This window comes from Ensifer sp. LC11, from assembly GCF_001695835.1.
Classification (GTDB): Bacteria; Pseudomonadota; Alphaproteobacteria; order Rhizobiales; family Rhizobiaceae; genus Ensifer.
Genome location: NZ_MBSO01000004.1, coordinates 173,294 through 188,287, shown reverse-complemented (window position 1 = coordinate 188,287; position 14,994 = coordinate 173,294). Strand labels below are relative to the sequence as shown.

The 14,994-nt window shown below is 63.4% G+C and carries 13 protein-coding genes and 1 tRNA gene; 10 read left to right on the top strand and 4 right to left on the bottom strand.

The genetic code is table 11. The annotated features are described in order from the left end of the window. Window positions 1–31: 31 nt before the first annotated feature. From BBX50_RS03670 to deoA, 10 genes are all read left to right on the top strand, one after another. A tRNA-Met gene (locus tag BBX50_RS03670) sits at window positions 32–108 on the top strand. Between the two features lie 308 nt (window positions 109–416). Then, window positions 417–1,124: a lysoplasmalogenase gene (locus tag BBX50_RS03665; protein WP_065773964.1), complete on the top strand. Its 708-nt coding sequence runs from the start codon at window positions 417–419 to the stop codon at window positions 1,122–1,124. Then, the gene (locus BBX50_RS03660) at window positions 1,114–2,526 is read left to right on the top strand and encodes a coniferyl aldehyde dehydrogenase (RefSeq protein ID WP_065773963.1); all 1,413 of its coding nucleotides are present in this window, start codon (window positions 1,114–1,116) and stop codon (window positions 2,524–2,526) included. The genes BBX50_RS03665 and BBX50_RS03660 overlap by 11 nt, the downstream gene beginning before the upstream one ends. Window positions 2,527–2,619: 93 nt before the next feature. Next, window positions 2,620–4,896: a heavy metal translocating P-type ATPase gene (locus BBX50_RS03655; protein ID WP_065773962.1), complete on the top strand. Its 2,277-nt coding sequence runs from the start codon at window positions 2,620–2,622 to the stop codon at window positions 4,894–4,896. A 243-nt stretch (window positions 4,897–5,139) separates the two neighbouring features. Next, window positions 5,140–6,675 (top strand): ABC transporter ATP-binding protein, encoded by a 1,536-nt coding sequence (locus BBX50_RS03650; protein ID WP_065773961.1) that lies wholly within the window; start codon window positions 5,140–5,142, stop codon window positions 6,673–6,675. Then, window positions 6,672–7,805 (top strand): ABC transporter permease, encoded by a 1,134-nt coding sequence (locus BBX50_RS03645; RefSeq protein ID WP_065773960.1) that lies wholly within the window; start codon window positions 6,672–6,674, stop codon window positions 7,803–7,805. The genes BBX50_RS03650 and BBX50_RS03645 overlap by 4 nt, the downstream gene beginning before the upstream one ends. Before the next feature lie 4 nt (window positions 7,806–7,809). Then, entirely contained in the window at window positions 7,810–8,781 is a 972-nt protein-coding gene (locus tag BBX50_RS03640) for an ABC transporter permease (protein WP_065773959.1), read from the top strand. 4 nt (window positions 8,782–8,785) lie between these two features. Beyond that, a complete protein-coding gene (locus tag BBX50_RS03635; RefSeq protein WP_034805117.1) occupies window positions 8,786–9,178 on the top strand; it encodes a cytidine deaminase in 393 nt (130 codons plus the stop codon). After that, window positions 9,175–9,984 (top strand): purine-nucleoside phosphorylase, encoded by an 810-nt coding sequence (locus tag BBX50_RS03630; protein ID WP_065773958.1) that lies wholly within the window; start codon window positions 9,175–9,177, stop codon window positions 9,982–9,984. Before BBX50_RS03635 ends, BBX50_RS03630 begins: the two co-directional genes overlap by 4 nt. Beyond that, window positions 9,981–11,297: a thymidine phosphorylase gene (deoA, locus tag BBX50_RS03625; protein ID WP_065773957.1), complete on the top strand. Its 1,317-nt coding sequence runs from the start codon at window positions 9,981–9,983 to the stop codon at window positions 11,295–11,297. Before BBX50_RS03630 ends, deoA begins: the two co-directional genes overlap by 4 nt. On the opposite strand, the gene BBX50_RS03620 is transcribed toward deoA, so the two are convergent. The 4 genes from BBX50_RS03620 to BBX50_RS03605 all read right to left on the bottom strand — a co-directional run bounded on the left by BBX50_RS03620 (window position 11,290) and on the right by BBX50_RS03605 (window position 14,879). After that, a complete protein-coding gene (locus BBX50_RS03620; protein WP_348271516.1) occupies window positions 11,290–11,820 on the bottom strand; it encodes a TIGR02281 family clan AA aspartic protease in 531 nt (176 codons plus the stop codon). The two genes, deoA and BBX50_RS03620, sit on opposite strands and share 8 nt — an antisense overlap. 122 nt (window positions 11,821–11,942) lie before the next feature. Then, complete coding sequence (upp, locus tag BBX50_RS03615) at window positions 11,943–12,572, bottom strand: uracil phosphoribosyltransferase (protein ID WP_065773956.1); 630 nt, start codon at window positions 12,570–12,572, stop codon at window positions 11,943–11,945. A gap of 121 nt (window positions 12,573–12,693) precedes the next feature. Further along, entirely contained in the window at window positions 12,694–13,662 is a 969-nt protein-coding gene (locus BBX50_RS03610; RefSeq protein WP_065773955.1) for an adenosine deaminase, read from the bottom strand. Continuing rightward, window positions 13,659–14,879, bottom strand: coding sequence for a phosphopentomutase (locus BBX50_RS03605; RefSeq protein WP_065773954.1), 1,221 nt, complete (start codon window positions 14,877–14,879; stop codon window positions 13,659–13,661). Before BBX50_RS03605 ends, BBX50_RS03610 begins: the two co-directional genes overlap by 4 nt. Window positions 14,880–14,994 lie beyond the last annotated feature (115 nt).

The following is a 14,994-nucleotide window of genomic DNA, read 5'->3' as shown; positions in this document are numbered from 1 at the left end:
GGATAAATCCCATGGGGATCTACCGCGATGGCGCGGGGTGGAGCAGCCCGGTAGCTCGTCAGGCTCATAACCTGAAGGCCGCAGGTTCAAATCCTGCCCCCGCAACCAAATCAAAAAAAAGCCCGCCAGGACAAAATCCGGCGGGCTTTTTGACGTTTAAACGCCAACCCAAAAGGGCAGGCGACAAGCGTTGTCCTCGCGACCCGACGCCCGCCCCCTAGCCTTCCCCCGAGCCAGCAAAAAACAACACCCGGTCGCGCCGATTGATCGCCGTCGCAGCCGCCGTAACCGCGAAATACTGCCGCCCGGCACGCCCAACGCGCAACCCCAACTGGACAACCGCGCAAAATTGGAAACTATCCCCCATAATCAACGTTCAGCCGCACAAGGCTTAAAATCGGGGGGAGTTCGTCGGCATGAATTATCAGAGGACCTTGAGCGGCGAGCGGAATCGCTTCGTCTATGCGGCCTTTCTCTTGTGCGCTGGCCTTGCAATCCTCGGCAGCCTGCTTGCGGACGGCGACGCTTCCGCCTGGCGCTGGCTGCACTACCTGACAAAGCCAACGGCCACCCTGTTGCTCCTCGTCGCGGTGCTGCGAAACATCCCCGTCTCGGCGCGCGCGTATGGCACAGCCGTCGCGATCGGTCTCGTCTTTGCCGCGGCCGGCGACACCTTTCTCATGCTGCCGGGGGACTATTTTCTCGCCGGGCTCATCTGCTTCCTGCTCACCCATTGCGCCTACATCTTTGCGCTGACGCGTGATGCGAAGCTCGCCGCCCATCCGGGGGTCTTTACCACCTTTGCCTTGCTTGCTTTTGCCGTCGTCGGCGGCCTGTGGACGTCCCTGCCACCGGAGATGCGCATCCCCGTCATCATCTACGCATTGGCGCTGGGGGCCATGGCCGCTCAAGCTATTTCGCGCGCGCGACAATTCTCCGGAACCCCGCAAGAAGGCGCTGCACGACTTGCCGCCTGTGGCGGGCTGCTGTTCATGATCAGCGATACGCTGCTTGCCTATGGTCGCTTCCGCTGGCAGATCCCTTACAACGCGCTCTGGGTGCTCGGCACCTACTATGCCGCCCAGTACCTCTTTGCCCGATCGACCGAAGCCGATGACCGCTGATTCTTCCGTTCAACTCCGCGAAATCTTCGACCGCCTGCGCGGTGCCTGGTGCGAACATCGTCCGCCCGTCGAGCAGCGCCGCGACGATCTGAGCCGGCTCAGGGATCGCTTGCGCGCCCGCAAGGACGAGATGTGCAAGGCGATCGACGCGGATTTCAGCCATCGCGCGCGACATGAGACGCTTCTCGGTGAGGGCGGTGTCGTGCTGTCCGAGATCGACCACACGTTGGCGAAACTCAAGCAGTGGGCTCGTCCTGAGCGTCGCAAAGCGGGCTGGAAGCTGTGGCCGGCCAAGGCGGACGTGCGTTTCGTACCACTTGGCCTCGTCGGGATCATTTCGCCGTGGAACTATCCGGTCAACCTCGCGCTCGCCCCTCTGGTCGCGGCAATTGCCGCCGGCAATCACGTGTTCCTGAAGCCGTCCGAGCACACGCCGCGCACCGCCGAGTTTCTGCAATCGCTGCTTTCGGAAGTCTTTCCGCAAACGAGGGTGGCGGTCGCCCTCGGCGCGGCGGAGCTTTCCGCCGTCTTTGCCGCTTTGCCGTTCGATCATCTGTTCTTCACGGGTTCCACCGCAGTCGGCCGCAAGGTCATGGCGGCGGCCGCTGAGAACCTGACGCCGGTAACGCTGGAGCTTGGCGGCAAGTCGCCGGCGGTGGTCGGGGAAACGGCCGATCTGAGCCGCGCAGCCGCGCGCATCGCCACCGGCAAGCTCTTCAATGCTGGCCAGACCTGCATCGCGCCCGACTATGTCCTGATCCACGAGAGTAAACGCGACGCGTTCATTGGCGCGATCAAGCGCGAAGTCGGGGGCCGCTATCCGGTGAAGCGGGCTCTCGAAGACTACACGTCCATCATCAATGCCAGGCAGCACGATCGCCTGAAGCGCTTGCTCGCCGATGCCGAGGCGCGTGGCCATCCGGTGATCCCGCTTATTGACGGACCACCAGACGCCCAGTCGCGTCAGCGCCTCATGTCGCCGACGCTCGTCATCGATCCGGATCGGGACAGCGCCGTCATGGCCGAAGAAATCTTCGGGCCGATTCTGCCCGTGATCAGTTACGCTTCGACGGACGAAGCCATCGCCTATGTGCTTGCCCATGATCGCCCATTGGCGCTCTATTGTTTCAGCCGCAGCGATGCGGAAATCGACGCCGTTCTCTCGCGCGTCGTTGCCGGCGGCGTCTGTATCAACGACACGCTCTATCAGTTCGGTTGCAACGATCTGCCGTTCGGTGGCGTTGGTGCCAGCGGCACGGGGCACTATCACGGGCGCGACGGGTTCCTGACCTTTTCCAAGGCGATGCCGGTGCTTAGAAAATATGATCCGGCGCCAAGTGACCTGGTAAAGCCGCCCTATCGGGGCATTGCCGACTGGGTCATTCGCTTCCTGTCGCGATAGCCGGCAAAAAACCTTGCCTTGGCAGCAATTTCGGCTTGTAGCTCTAGTTGCTAGAGGTCGTAGCCTCGCTTCAAGATTTGCAAGGAGCAGGTTATGGCGAGCACTATTCGGGAAGCCCGTTATCGCGTCGAGGGCATGGATTGCGCGTCCTGCGCGACCAAGATCGACACGGCGGTGCGCAGGCTTTCGGGCGTCGAGGACGTGTCGGTTTCCGTTTCGGCGGGCACGATGTCGGTAAAATTTGCAGACGAGAACGATCTCGCAACGTCGATCGTCAGCAAGGTTGGAAAGCTCGGTTATCGCCTGCATCCGATTGCTGCCGGCCATGGGCACGAAAAGACGGCGCCGGCGCACGTCTGCTCCGGGCACGACCATGGCGACCATGGCCATCATCACGATCACGACCACCACGATCACCGCCATGAGGACCACGCCGGGCCGAAGGGCGAAGGCGCGACGGCCGCAGCCATGGGCCTTCACGGCCATGACCATGGCCCGACGAGCGGCCGCTGGTGGAAATCGGGCAAGGGAAAGCTGACGATCGCCAGCGGCCTGGCGCTGATCGCCGCCTATGCCGTCGGCAAGCTTGTGCCCGCGACGGAGCCCTGGATCTTTACGCTTGCCATGCTGGTCGGTCTGCTGCCGATCGCGCGTCGGGCATTTGCTGCGGCCACCATGGGCACGCCGTTCTCGATCGAGATGCTGATGACCATCGCTGCCGTCGGTGCGGTCTTCATCGGTGCCACGGAAGAGGCGGCCATGGTCGTGCTGCTCTTCCTGATCGGCGAGTTGCTGGAAGGGGTGGCTGCCGGCAAGGCACGCGCCAGCATCCAGTCGCTCACGGCACTCGTTCCGAAGACCGCCTTCGTCGAGCGGGACGGCCGGCTTGACGAAGTTCCCGCCGAGACGCTCAGTGTCGGGGCTGTCATTCTCGTTCGCCCCGGAGATCGCATTCCAGCCGACGGCGTGGTGTTGTCCGGCGAGAGTGCCGTCGATGAGGCGCCGGTCACCGGCGAAAGCACGCCGGTGCGCAAGGAAGTCGACGATACGGTCGTTGCTGGCACCGTCAACGGAACAGGCGCGCTGCGCGTCCGGGTGACGGCCGCCGCTGCCGACAACACCATCGCGCGCATCGTTCGGCTGGTGGAGGAGGCGCAGGAAAGCAAGGCGCCGACCGAACGCTTCATTGACCGCTTCTCGCGCTACTATACGCCCGGTGTCGTCGTGGTCGCGGCTTTGGTCGCAGTGTTGCCGCCGCTTCTGTGGGGCGGCGCCTGGGATGAGTGGATCTACAAGGGTCTTGCGATCCTCCTGATTGGTTGCCCCTGCGCGCTGGTCATATCGACGCCGGCAGCGATCGCCGCCAGCCTCTCGGCCGGCGCCCGTCGCGGGCTGCTGATGAAGGGCGGCGCTGTCCTTGAAAATGTCGGCAAGGTCACGGCTGCTGCCTTCGACAAGACCGGGACCCTGACCGAGGGTAAGCCCAAGGTGACCGACATCGTCGGCTTCGGCCGGTCGCAGAGCGAGGTTCTTCGTCTCGCGGCAGCACTCGAACAGGGCTCCAGCCACCCGCTTGCCCACGCCATACTGGAGCGCAGCACAGCCGACAACCTTGTTGTGCCTGGGATTTCGACCGTGACTGCGGTTGGCGGCAAGGGCCTCGAAGGGATCGTCGATGGCATCGCGCTGTTCTTCGGCTCACCGAAGGCCGCCGCCGAGCGGGCGCCGATGACGGCGGACGAGAAGGCGCGCGTCGCCGCGCTCAACGACGAAGGCAAGACGGTGTCGGTGCTCGTGGCCGGCGGCGCGATTGCCGGCGCCATCGCCATGCGTGACGAGCCGCGGCCGGATGCGGCCGCTGGCGTGAAGGCACTCACGGATGCTGGCCTTCGCGTCGTCATGCTGACCGGCGACAATCGCCGCACGGCCGAGGCGATCGGCCGTCAGTTCGGCATGGAGGTTCGCGCCGAGCTTCTGCCAGAGGACAAGCAGCGCATCGTTCGCGAGCTGAAGGCCGAAGGGTTCAATGTCGCCAAGATCGGCGACGGCATCAACGATGCGCCGGCGCTCGCCGCTGCCGATATCGGCATCGCCATGGGTGGCGGTACCGATGTGGCGCTGGAGACGGCGGATGCGGCGGTCCTGCATGGCCGGGTGGGCGACGTGGCGGCGATGATCGGGCTTTCGCGTTCGACCATGCGCAACATCGTTCAGAACATCACCATCGCCCTTGGCCTGAAGGCCGTGTTCCTGGTGACGACGATCATCGGCGTCACCGGCCTTTGGCCCGCCATCCTGGCCGACACCGGCGCCACCGTACTCGTCACCATGAACGCGCTCAGGCTGCTTCGGCCGGTGCGAGCCGCTTGAACGGAAAGCTGTCAGAAAGGCACCGGCGACACGCGTTGTCGCCGGTTTTTTGTTGGCCAAGTGCCTGTGTATATTCACGCTGGACTCTCATCAGCGATCCGGTGAGAGTATAAGGAGATCTCGATTGAGGGGCTTTCGCCCCGAGAATTCGATGATAAACTTATACCAAATGGTAAAAAAATCGCCGGCACGGTTTCTGGGAAGAATGCCGAAGCGGGCCAGTTTGGGGATCGCAAGGCCAATATGGACGATATTGCCATCGAGCTGCGTGGGATCGACAAGAGTTTCGGTCCGGTCCACGCCAACAAGAACATCAATCTAAAGGTCCGCAAAGGGACGATCCACGGCATCATCGGCGAAAACGGTGCGGGAAAATCGACGCTGATGTCGATCCTCTATGGCTTCTACCAGGCCGATAGCGGTGAAATCCTCGTCGACGGCAAAGCTGTCGCGATCCGTGACCCGAACGCGGCGATCGCCGCCGGCATCGGCATGGTCCACCAGCACTTCATGCTGGTTGAGAACTTCACCGTTCTCGAAAACATCATGCTCGGCGCCGAGGACAGCCAGATCCTCAACAAGGGCATCGCCAAGGCGCGTGTCGAGCTGAAGCGGCTGGAGCGCGAATATGCGCTGGAAGTCGATCCGGACGCCGTCATCGAGGAACTGCCCGTCGGTCTGCAGCAGCGCGTCGAAATCCTGAAGGCGCTCTATCGCCGGGCCGACATCCTGATCCTCGACGAACCGACCGGCGTCTTGACGCCAGCCGAGGCTGACCATCTTTTCCGCGTTCTCGAGCAGCTGAAGAGCCAGGGAAAGACCGTCATCCTGATCACCCACAAACTGCGCGAGATCATGGCGATCACCGACGAGGTGTCCGTCATGCGCCGCGGCGAGATGGTGGCGACCCGTACGACCGCAGAGACCTCGGTGGAAGAGCTTGCCGAACTCATGGTCGGTCGCCGCGTGCTCTTGCGCGTCGAGAAGGGCGAAGCCAAACCCGGCGACGTCAAGCTTGCGGTCGAAGAGTTGACGGTCAAGGACGGCCGCGGCGTCACCATGGTCGACAACGTCTCGTTCAATCTGCGGGCCGGCGAGATTGTCGGCATTGCCGGTGTTGCCGGCAACGGCCAGTCGGAACTGCTGGAAGCGATTTCCGGCATTCGCCGCGCCGTCTCCGGCTCGGTTCTGCTGAACGGCAAGCCGATTGAAGTCACCGGGCACGCCGATCCCTCCGAACTGCGCGATCGTGGTCTCGCCCACGTGCCGGAAGACCGCCACCACGTCGGCCTCGTCCTGAAGTTCGAGGAATGCGAAAACGCCATCCTCGGCTACCATCACGACAAGCGCTACCTCAACGGCGTCTTCCTCAACATCGATGCGATCCGCAAGGATGCTGAGCAGCGCATCGCCGAATATGACATTCGCCCGCCGAACCCGCGGTTGAAAACCGCGAACTTTTCCGGTGGCAACCAGCAGAAGATCGTGCTGGCGCGCGAGATGGAGCGCGGGCCCGATGTGCTGATCATCGGCCAGCCGACCCGCGGCGTCGACGTCGGCGCCATCGAATTCATCCACAAACGGATCATCGAGATGCGCGACCAGGGCATGGCTGTCCTTTTGGTCTCCGTCGAACTCGATGAAATCCGCGCCCTTTCGGACCGTATCCTGGTCATGTTTGCCGGCCGCGTCGTCGGTGAGCGTAACCCGGACGCGACCGAAGGCGAACTCGGCCTTTTGATGGCCGGTGTCGAAGGCCGCAAGGAGGCCGCAGAATGAGCTCCCCTTATGCTAAGCTCCCGGGCTGGGTCGAATATGGCCTCATCCCGCTGATCAATCTTGCCGTTGCCTTCCTCGTTGCCGGTCTTGTGGTGCTGCTCGTCGGCGAAAATCCGCTGGAGGCGGCCTACCATCTGCTGAACGGCGCCTTCGGCCGCGGCGAATATCTGGGCTTCACGCTCTATTACGCGACGACCTTCATCTTCACCGGCCTTGCGGTCGCGGTCGCCTTTCATGCCGGGCTCTTCAACATCGGCGGCGAGGGCCAGGCCTATGTCGGCGGCATCGGCGTTGCCCTTGCCTGCCTGTGGCTAGACCAAACCATGCCCTGGTTCGTGGTGTTCCCGCTGGCGATCCTCGGCTCGGCCTTCTTCGGTGCGGCCTGGGCCTTCCTGCCCGGCTGGCTGCAGGCCAAGCGCGGCAGCCACATCGTCATCACGACGATCATGTTCAATTTCATCGCGTCGAGCCTGATGGTCTATCTGCTGACGCGTGTCCTGAAGCCGCTCGGCTCGATGGCGCCACAGACGCGAACCTTCGCCGAAGGCGGGCAATTGCCCAAGCTCGATTGGCTGCTGGCCATCTTCGGGCTCGATATCGGCACGGCTCCGTTCAACGTTTCGTTCTTGCTGGCACTGGTCGCCGCCTTCTGCGTCTGGCTTTTGATCTGGCGCACCAAGCTCGGCTACGAAATGCGCACCATGGGGCACAGCCCCTCGGCAGCCCGTTACGCCGGCATGAGCGAAAGCCGCATCACCGTGATCACCATGATGATATCCGGTGCGCTGGCGGGCATGATGGCGCTGAACCCGATCATGGGTGAACAGGCGCGCATGCAGCTCGATTTCGTGCAAGGCGCCGGCTTCGTCGGCATCGCCGTGGCGCTGATGGGCCGCTCGCACCCGGCGGGCATCATCCCGGCCGCGGTGCTCTTCGGCATGCTCTATCAGGGCGGCGCCGAGATCTCCTTCGAAATGCCGTCGATCTCGCGCGACATGATCGTCATCATCCAGGGCCTCGTCATTCTCTTTGCAGGTGCGCTCGAAAACATGTTCAGGCCGGCGATCACCCGGTTGTTCGCGATGCAGGGCCGCCGTGCGGCCGTCGTGGCACAGACCAAGGGAGCTTGAAGCCATGGATTTCTTCCACGTCATCGTGGTGCTCCTCGAGTCCACCATCCGCGTTTCCGTTCCGCTGATCTTTGCAGCCCTTGCCGGGCTCTTCACCGAGCGTGCCGGTGTTTTCGATATCGGTCTTGAAGGCAAGATGCTCGGCGCGGCCTTTGCCGCCGGCGCCGTCGCTGCGGTCACCCAGTCCGTGTGGATGGGTCTGCTCGCCGCCATTCTGATCTCGATCGCGTTGTCGCTGGTGCATGGTTACGCCTCGATCACCCAGCGCGGCAACCAGATCGTTTCCGGTGTTGCGATCAACTTCATCGTCGCCGGCTCGACCGTCATCCTCGGTGAAGCCTGGTTCCGTCAGGGCGGCCGCACGCCGGCACTTGGCGAAGGCGCCCGGTTCCAGGTAGTCAATTTGCCCTTTGCCGACAGCATTCGCGAGATCCCGATCCTGGGCCCGATCTATTCGGACCTGCTCTCCGGCCATTTCCTGCTGACCTATATCGCCTTTGCCATGGTGCCGGTGAGCTGGTGGATCCTTTACCGCACCCGCTTCGGTCTCCGACTGCGGGCGGTCGGCGAAAATCCCGGCGCGGTCGACACCGCCGGCATCTCGGTGATCTGGCTGCGTTATCGCGCCGTCATCTGCTGCGGCATCCTCTGCGGCTTTGCCGGCGCCTACCTGTCGCTGGCCATGACCGCCGGCTTCGTCAAGGGCATGACCGCCGGCAAGGGCTATATCGCCCTTGCCGCGCTGATCTTCGCCAAATGGCGGCCGAAAAACATCATGCTGGCCTGCCTGCTGTTCGGCTTCCTCGATGCGTTGGCGATCCGCCTTCAGGGCAACCCGCTGCCGCTGATCGGCCAGGTGCCGGTGCAGCTGATGCAGGCGCTGCCCTATATCCTCACCGTGATCCTGCTTGCCGGGTTCATCGGCAAGGCTATTCCGCCGAAGGCCGGCGGCGTCCCCTATGTCAAGGAGCGCTAGAACGATGGAAAAAGAACTGTTCGAGGCCGCACGCGACGCGATGGCCAAGGCACATGCGCCCTACTCGAAATTCCCGGTCGGTGCGGCGATCCGCGCCGAGGACGGTAAGATCTACACCGGCGCCAATATCGAGAACCTGTCCTTTCCGGAGGGCTGGTGCGCTGAAACCACTGCGATCAGCCATATGGTCATGGCCGGCCAGCGCAAGATCATGGAAGTGGCCGTCATTGCCGAGAAGCTGGCGCTCTGCCCGCCCTGCGGCGGCTGCCGGCAGCGGCTGGCCGAGTTCTCCGGCGCCAGCACGCGGATTTTCCTGTGCGACGAGACCGGCGTGAAAAAGACTTTGGCGCTGTCGGATCTGCTGCCGCACAGTTTCGAGACCGAGATCCTCGGATGACCGCCGCCGCCGAATTGCTGAAAGCCAGGCTCGGAGGCCTTTCTCCGCGCTACGGCATCGTGCTCGGTTCCGGCCTTGGCACACTGGTCGAGGCTCTCGACGAGACCTTGCGGCTCTCCTATGCGGAGATACCCGGCTTTCCCGTCAGTAGCGTTTCCGGCCATGCCGGCGAGCTTGTGGCCGGGACACTCGGCGGCGTGCCGGTCGTCATGCTCTCCGGTCGGGTCCACTATTACGAACAGGGCGACGCCAATGCGATGCGCGTGCCGCTGGAGACATTGAAGGACCTCGGCGTCGAGTGCCTGGTTCTGACCAACTCCGCCGGTTCGCTGTGCGAGGATCTGCCACCGGGTTCGGTGATGCGGATTTCCGATCACATCAACTATTCTGGCTTCAATCCGCTGATCGGCGTCGACAGCGACGAGCGTTTCGTCGGCATGACCAACGCCTATGATGCGGAGCTTGCGGCGAAGATGCAGGAGAGCGCCGCCCGTCTCGCTATCCCGCTCCTCGACGGTGTCTACATGTGGTTCTCCGGTCCGAGCTTCGAGACGCCGGCCGAAATCCGGATGGCGCGGGTTCTTGGTGCTGACGCCGTCGGCATGTCCACCGTTCCGGAAGTCATTCTCGCGCGTTTCTTTGGCCTTCGGGTTGTTGCCGCCTCGGTGATCACCAATTTCGGCGCCGGCATGACCGGAGGCGAACTCAGCCACCACGAGACCAAGGACATGGCTCCGGTCGGCGGCAGACGGCTCGCCGCGATCCTCAAGGAGATGATCGCGGCCGATACGGTGCGCGGCCAGTGAGCATGCTTCCGCAGGAAATCATTCGGCGCAAGCGCAATGGCGAGCGCCTCGATCCAGCCGAGATCCGCGACTTCGTCCGTGGTCTTTCGGACGGCTCGATCTCCGAAGGGCAGATCGCGGCCTTTGCCATGGCCATCTGGTTCACCGGCATGAGCCGCGAGGAGACGGTGGCGCTGACGCTCGCGATGCGGGACTCCGGCGAAACGCTGGACTGGAGCGCGATAGGTCGTCCCATTGCCGACAAACATTCGACGGGTGGCGTCGGCGACAACGTCTCGCTGATGCTGGCGCCGATCGCTGCCGCCTGCGGCCTTGCCGTGCCGATGATTTCGGGACGCGGCCTCGGGCACACGGGCGGCACGCTCGACAAGTTGGAATCGATACCCGGCTACAATATTCAGCCGTCGTCTGAGGTTTTCCGAAAGACGGTTGATGAAATCGGCTGTGCGATCATCGGCCAGACGGCCAATCTCGCGCCGGCCGACAAGCGCCTCTATGCGATCCGCGACGTGACCGCGACCGTCGATTCCGTGCCGCTGATCACGGCTTCGATCCTCTCGAAGAAGCTCGCTGCCGGCCTTCAGTCTCTGGTGCTCGACGTCAAGCTTGGCAATGGCTCCTTCATGAGCGACGCCAAGGAGGCGGAGGTGCTGGCGCGCGCGCTGGTGGATGTCGCCAATGGCGCAGGCGTTCGCACATCGGCCCTCTTGACCGACATGAATGAGCCGTTGGCTGACGCGGCCGGCAACGCGCTGGAAATCGACAATTGCCTGGCCTTCCTCCGCGGCGAGAAGCGCGGAACGCGGCTTGAAACGGTGGTCCTGGCATTTGCCGCCGAGATGCTGGTGGCCGGCGGCGTCGCCAGCGATGCGGAACAGGGGGAAGCGCTGGCGCGCCAGGTGCTTGGCAGCGGTGCGGCTCTCGAACGCTTCGGCAAGATGGTGCACGCGCTTGGTGGCCCGGTTGATTTCGTCGAGCGCTCGGTGGCGTATCTGGGACGGGCGCCCGTCATTCTGCCTGTCGAAGCGCAGCGGGCCGGTTATCTCACAGGCTGCGAGACACGCGAACTCGGCGTCGCCGTTATCGCGCTCGGCGGGGGGCGCTCGCATCCGGATGACAGGATCGACCACCGCGTCGGTTTTGACGCGCTGAAGCCTCTCGGAACGCGAATCGAGAAGGGCGATCTGATCGCCTTCGTTCACGCCGCCGATCAGGATGCGGCGGAAGTGGCCCGTCGTCGCCTCAACGAGGTCTACAGGATCGATGATGCCGAGCCGGTAAAACGGCCGCCAATCCTGGCGAAGATCACCTGACGAGGTGCAGGGCGCCGTCCTCCACGCGGAAGGAGGACAGCCGGCTGAGAAACGTCATACCGATAAGGGTGCCCGAGAGGGCCTTGTCCGGCAGCACAACTGCCCGCACGTCGCGCACCGATATGCCACCGATCTCGATTCGGCTGAGCGTGGTCGGAGCGGCCTCGACCTCGCCGTTGGCAGTGCTGACGCGTGCTGTGAAGGATAGCGCAGCCGGCGAAATGCCGAGCCTGCGCGCTGTCGACAGGTTGATGGCGATTGCGCTGGCGCCGGTATCGACCAATCCGCGTTCGCTGCGGCCGTTGATACGGAAGGTTCCGATGAAATGGCCCCGACCATCCGCATCGAGCACGACGCTGCGTCCCGTCGCATACTTTGCCGTCGTCGCAGGCTGGGGCGCAGCTTCCGGCGAGGATGTCCTGCTGTCCGCTTGGCTCAGAAAGGTGGTCGCAAGGTTCGGCACCACCATTGCCGCAAGCGCCGCCACAGCGGCCAATGTGAGCAGGCGAACGAGCATGGTCATCACCTTTCGATGGTAGCGGATGCTCGGGCAGTAGATCAGGCCACACCTAAGACGGCATAAAAAAGCCGCCGGGAAACGGCGGCTTTCTGATCGAATTTCAATCCTGGTTAAGGATCGGCAAATTACTTGGTGCCGTACATGCGGTCGCCGGCATCACCGAGACCGGGCATGATGTAGCCAAGTTCGTTGAGGTGGCTGTCGATCGAGGCGGTGAAGATCGGCACATCGGGATGCGCGCCCTGGAAGTTGCGAATGCCCTCGGGGGCGGCAAGCAGGCAGAGGAAGCGGATGTTCTTGGCGCCGCGCTCCTTCAGCTTGTCGATCGCTGCGATCGAGGAGTTGCCGGTGGCAAGCATCGGGTCGACGACGATGATGAGGCGCTCGGACAGGCTCTCCGGCGCCTTGAAGTAATATTCCACCGCTTCCAGTGTCTCGTGGTCGCGATAGACGCCGATGTGGGAGACTCGGGCCGAGGGCACCAGTTCGAGCATGCCTTCGAGCAGACCGTTGCCGGCGCGCAGGATCGAAGCGAAAACCAGCTTCTTGCCCTCGAGGACGGGTGAGTCGATTTCCTGCAGCGGCGTTTCGATGCGCTCCATCGTCAGCTCGAGATCGCGCGTCACCTCATAGCAGAGCAGCGTCGAAATCTCGCGGAGAAGCCTGCGAAAACCCGCCGTCGAGGTCTCCTTCTTGCGCATGATGGTCAGCTTGTGCTGGACAAGCGGATGATCGATCACTGTAACGCCGTTCATGGCTCACCTTTCCGGATTTTTTGTATCCGTCCTTTTTCCATGGAATGCGTCGCCGCCGCAAGGGTGTTGGCCGGCCGGAGAACGTCATCCCCAGCCGACCAATCCCAAGCGTGTATAGTCCTCAGATCCGCGCGAGCAGCTGCTGCCGCGTTGCCTCGTCGACAAAGGCCGCCTCGATTGCCGTGCGGGTCATGCCGTTGATCTCTTCGTCGGAAAAGCCCATGACCGCCGAGGCGATATCATACTCCTGCGCCAGCGACGTGTGGAAGAACGGCGGATCGTCGGAGTTGAGCGTGACCCGCACGCCGGTTTCGTGAAGCGCCCTCAGTGGATGCGAGGCAAAATCCGGGAAGACCTGAAGCGAGACGTTGGAGCCGGGGCAGACTTCGAGCACCACGCCCTCGTCGGCAAGGCGCCGTACCAGCTCCATGTCTTCGATCGCCCGGACGCCGTGGCTGATGCGCGAGGGGCGCACATGGTCGAGCGCGTCGCGAACGCTGAAGGCGCCGGAGAGCTCGCCCGCGTGGATCGTCAATCCCAGACCGGCGTCGCGCACGATATCGAAGGCGCGGGCAAAATCGGCGACCTTGTGCATGCGCTCCTCGCCGGCGAGGTTGAAGCCGGTGATGAGCTTGTGCTCGCGTTTTGCGGCGAACTCGGCGGTCTTGGCCACGGACTCCGGGCCGAGGTGGCGAATGCCTGTTATCAGCATGCGCGACTCGATCCCGGTCTTCTGCCTGGCTGCTTCCATGCCGGCGGCCAGCCCCTCGAGATAGGCGTGTGCGCCAAGACCGATCGTATTGCCGTGGTCCGGCGAAACGATGATCTCGCTATAGATCGTGCCCGCTTCGGCAAGCTCCGTCAGGTAGGCTTCCGCGAGCAGCGCGTAGTCTTCCTCGGTGCGAAACAACGAGGCAATCGCATCGTAGCATTTCACGAAGCTGGTAAAATCTTCCCAGACATAGGCCCTGTCGCGGATGATCGCGCTCGTATCGATGCCATATTTCTCAGCCTGGGCAAGAGCCAGCTCGGGTGGCGTCGCGCCCTCGATATGGCAATGCAGCTCCGCCTTTTTCAGATGTGCGGTCAAATGAGGCTTCTCCCATGGTGGCCCGGTGCGATGCCGAGATGCTTGGCGACGGTCTCACCGATATGCGTGAAGGTGTTGGCGACGCCGAGCGAGCGGCTACGCAGCGATGGGCCGAACATCAGCACTGGAACGCGCTCGCGGGTATGGTCAGTGCCGCGCCAAGTCGGATCGCAGCCGTGATCAGCCGTCAGAATGACGATGTCGCCCGGTTGCAGGCGACGGTCGAGATCCGGGAGACGCGCATCGAAGGCTTCGAGCGCTGCCGCATAGCCCGCGACATCGCGGCGATGGCCGTAGAGCATGTCGAAATCGACGAAATTGGTGAAGATCAGGCTGCCGTCTTCGGCCTCGTCGATGGCTGCGAGGCTTGCGTCGAAGAGCGCCATGTTGCCGTCGGCCTTCGTCAGTTTCGTCACGCCCTGGTGGGCGAAGATGTCGCCGATCTTGCCGATCGCGTGAACGGTGCGTCCGGCCTCCGTCAGCCGGTCGAGGATCGTCGGCTCCGGCGGCAGCACCGAGTAGTCGCGGCGGTTGCCGGTGCGGATGAAGGTCTGGGGGCTGGTGCCGACGAAGGGGCGGGCGATCACCCGGCCGATGTTGTAGTCGTCAAGCAGGCGGCGGACCGTCAGGCAGAGTTCGAGCAGGCGATCGAGTCCGAAGCTCTGCTCATGCGCGGCGATCTGGAAGACGGAGTCCGACGAGGTGTAGCAGATCGGCTTGCCGCTTCGCATGTGCTCTTCGCCGTGGCGGGCGATGATGTCGGTACCGGAAGCGTGACAATTGCCGAGGATACCAGGAAGCTTGCCCTCACGGCAGATGGCGTCGATGAGCTCTGGCGGAAAGGCGTCACCCTCGGCCGAGAAGTAGCCCCAGTCGAACATGACGGGGGTACCGGCGATCTCCCAGTGACCGGATGGCGTGTCCTTGCCGCGCGAGACCTCGCTTGCCGCGCCATAGGCGCCGTACACCCTGTTGGGCACCGGCATGCCTTGCGGAATGCTGCCCGTCGCGAGCTTTGCCGCATGAATGAGGCCAAGCGCAGACATGTTCGGAAGGTGGAGCGGTCCCTCGCGCAAGCCCGCCCGGTCGGCAGCACCGGCGGCACAGAACTCGGCGATATGGCCGAGCGTATTGGCGCCGAGATCACCGAAGGCGTCGGCATCCGGCGCACCGCCTATGCCGAAGGAATCGAGAACGAAAAGAAATGCCCGCGCCATGATGCACCTGATAGCGGCAGCGCGACCATGTTGCGCTCCGAAACTTCTGGAAAAGCGCGAAGTCGGCCTATGGCCGGCCCCGCGCAATCTCGAAGGGATAGCGCCGCGCGATGCT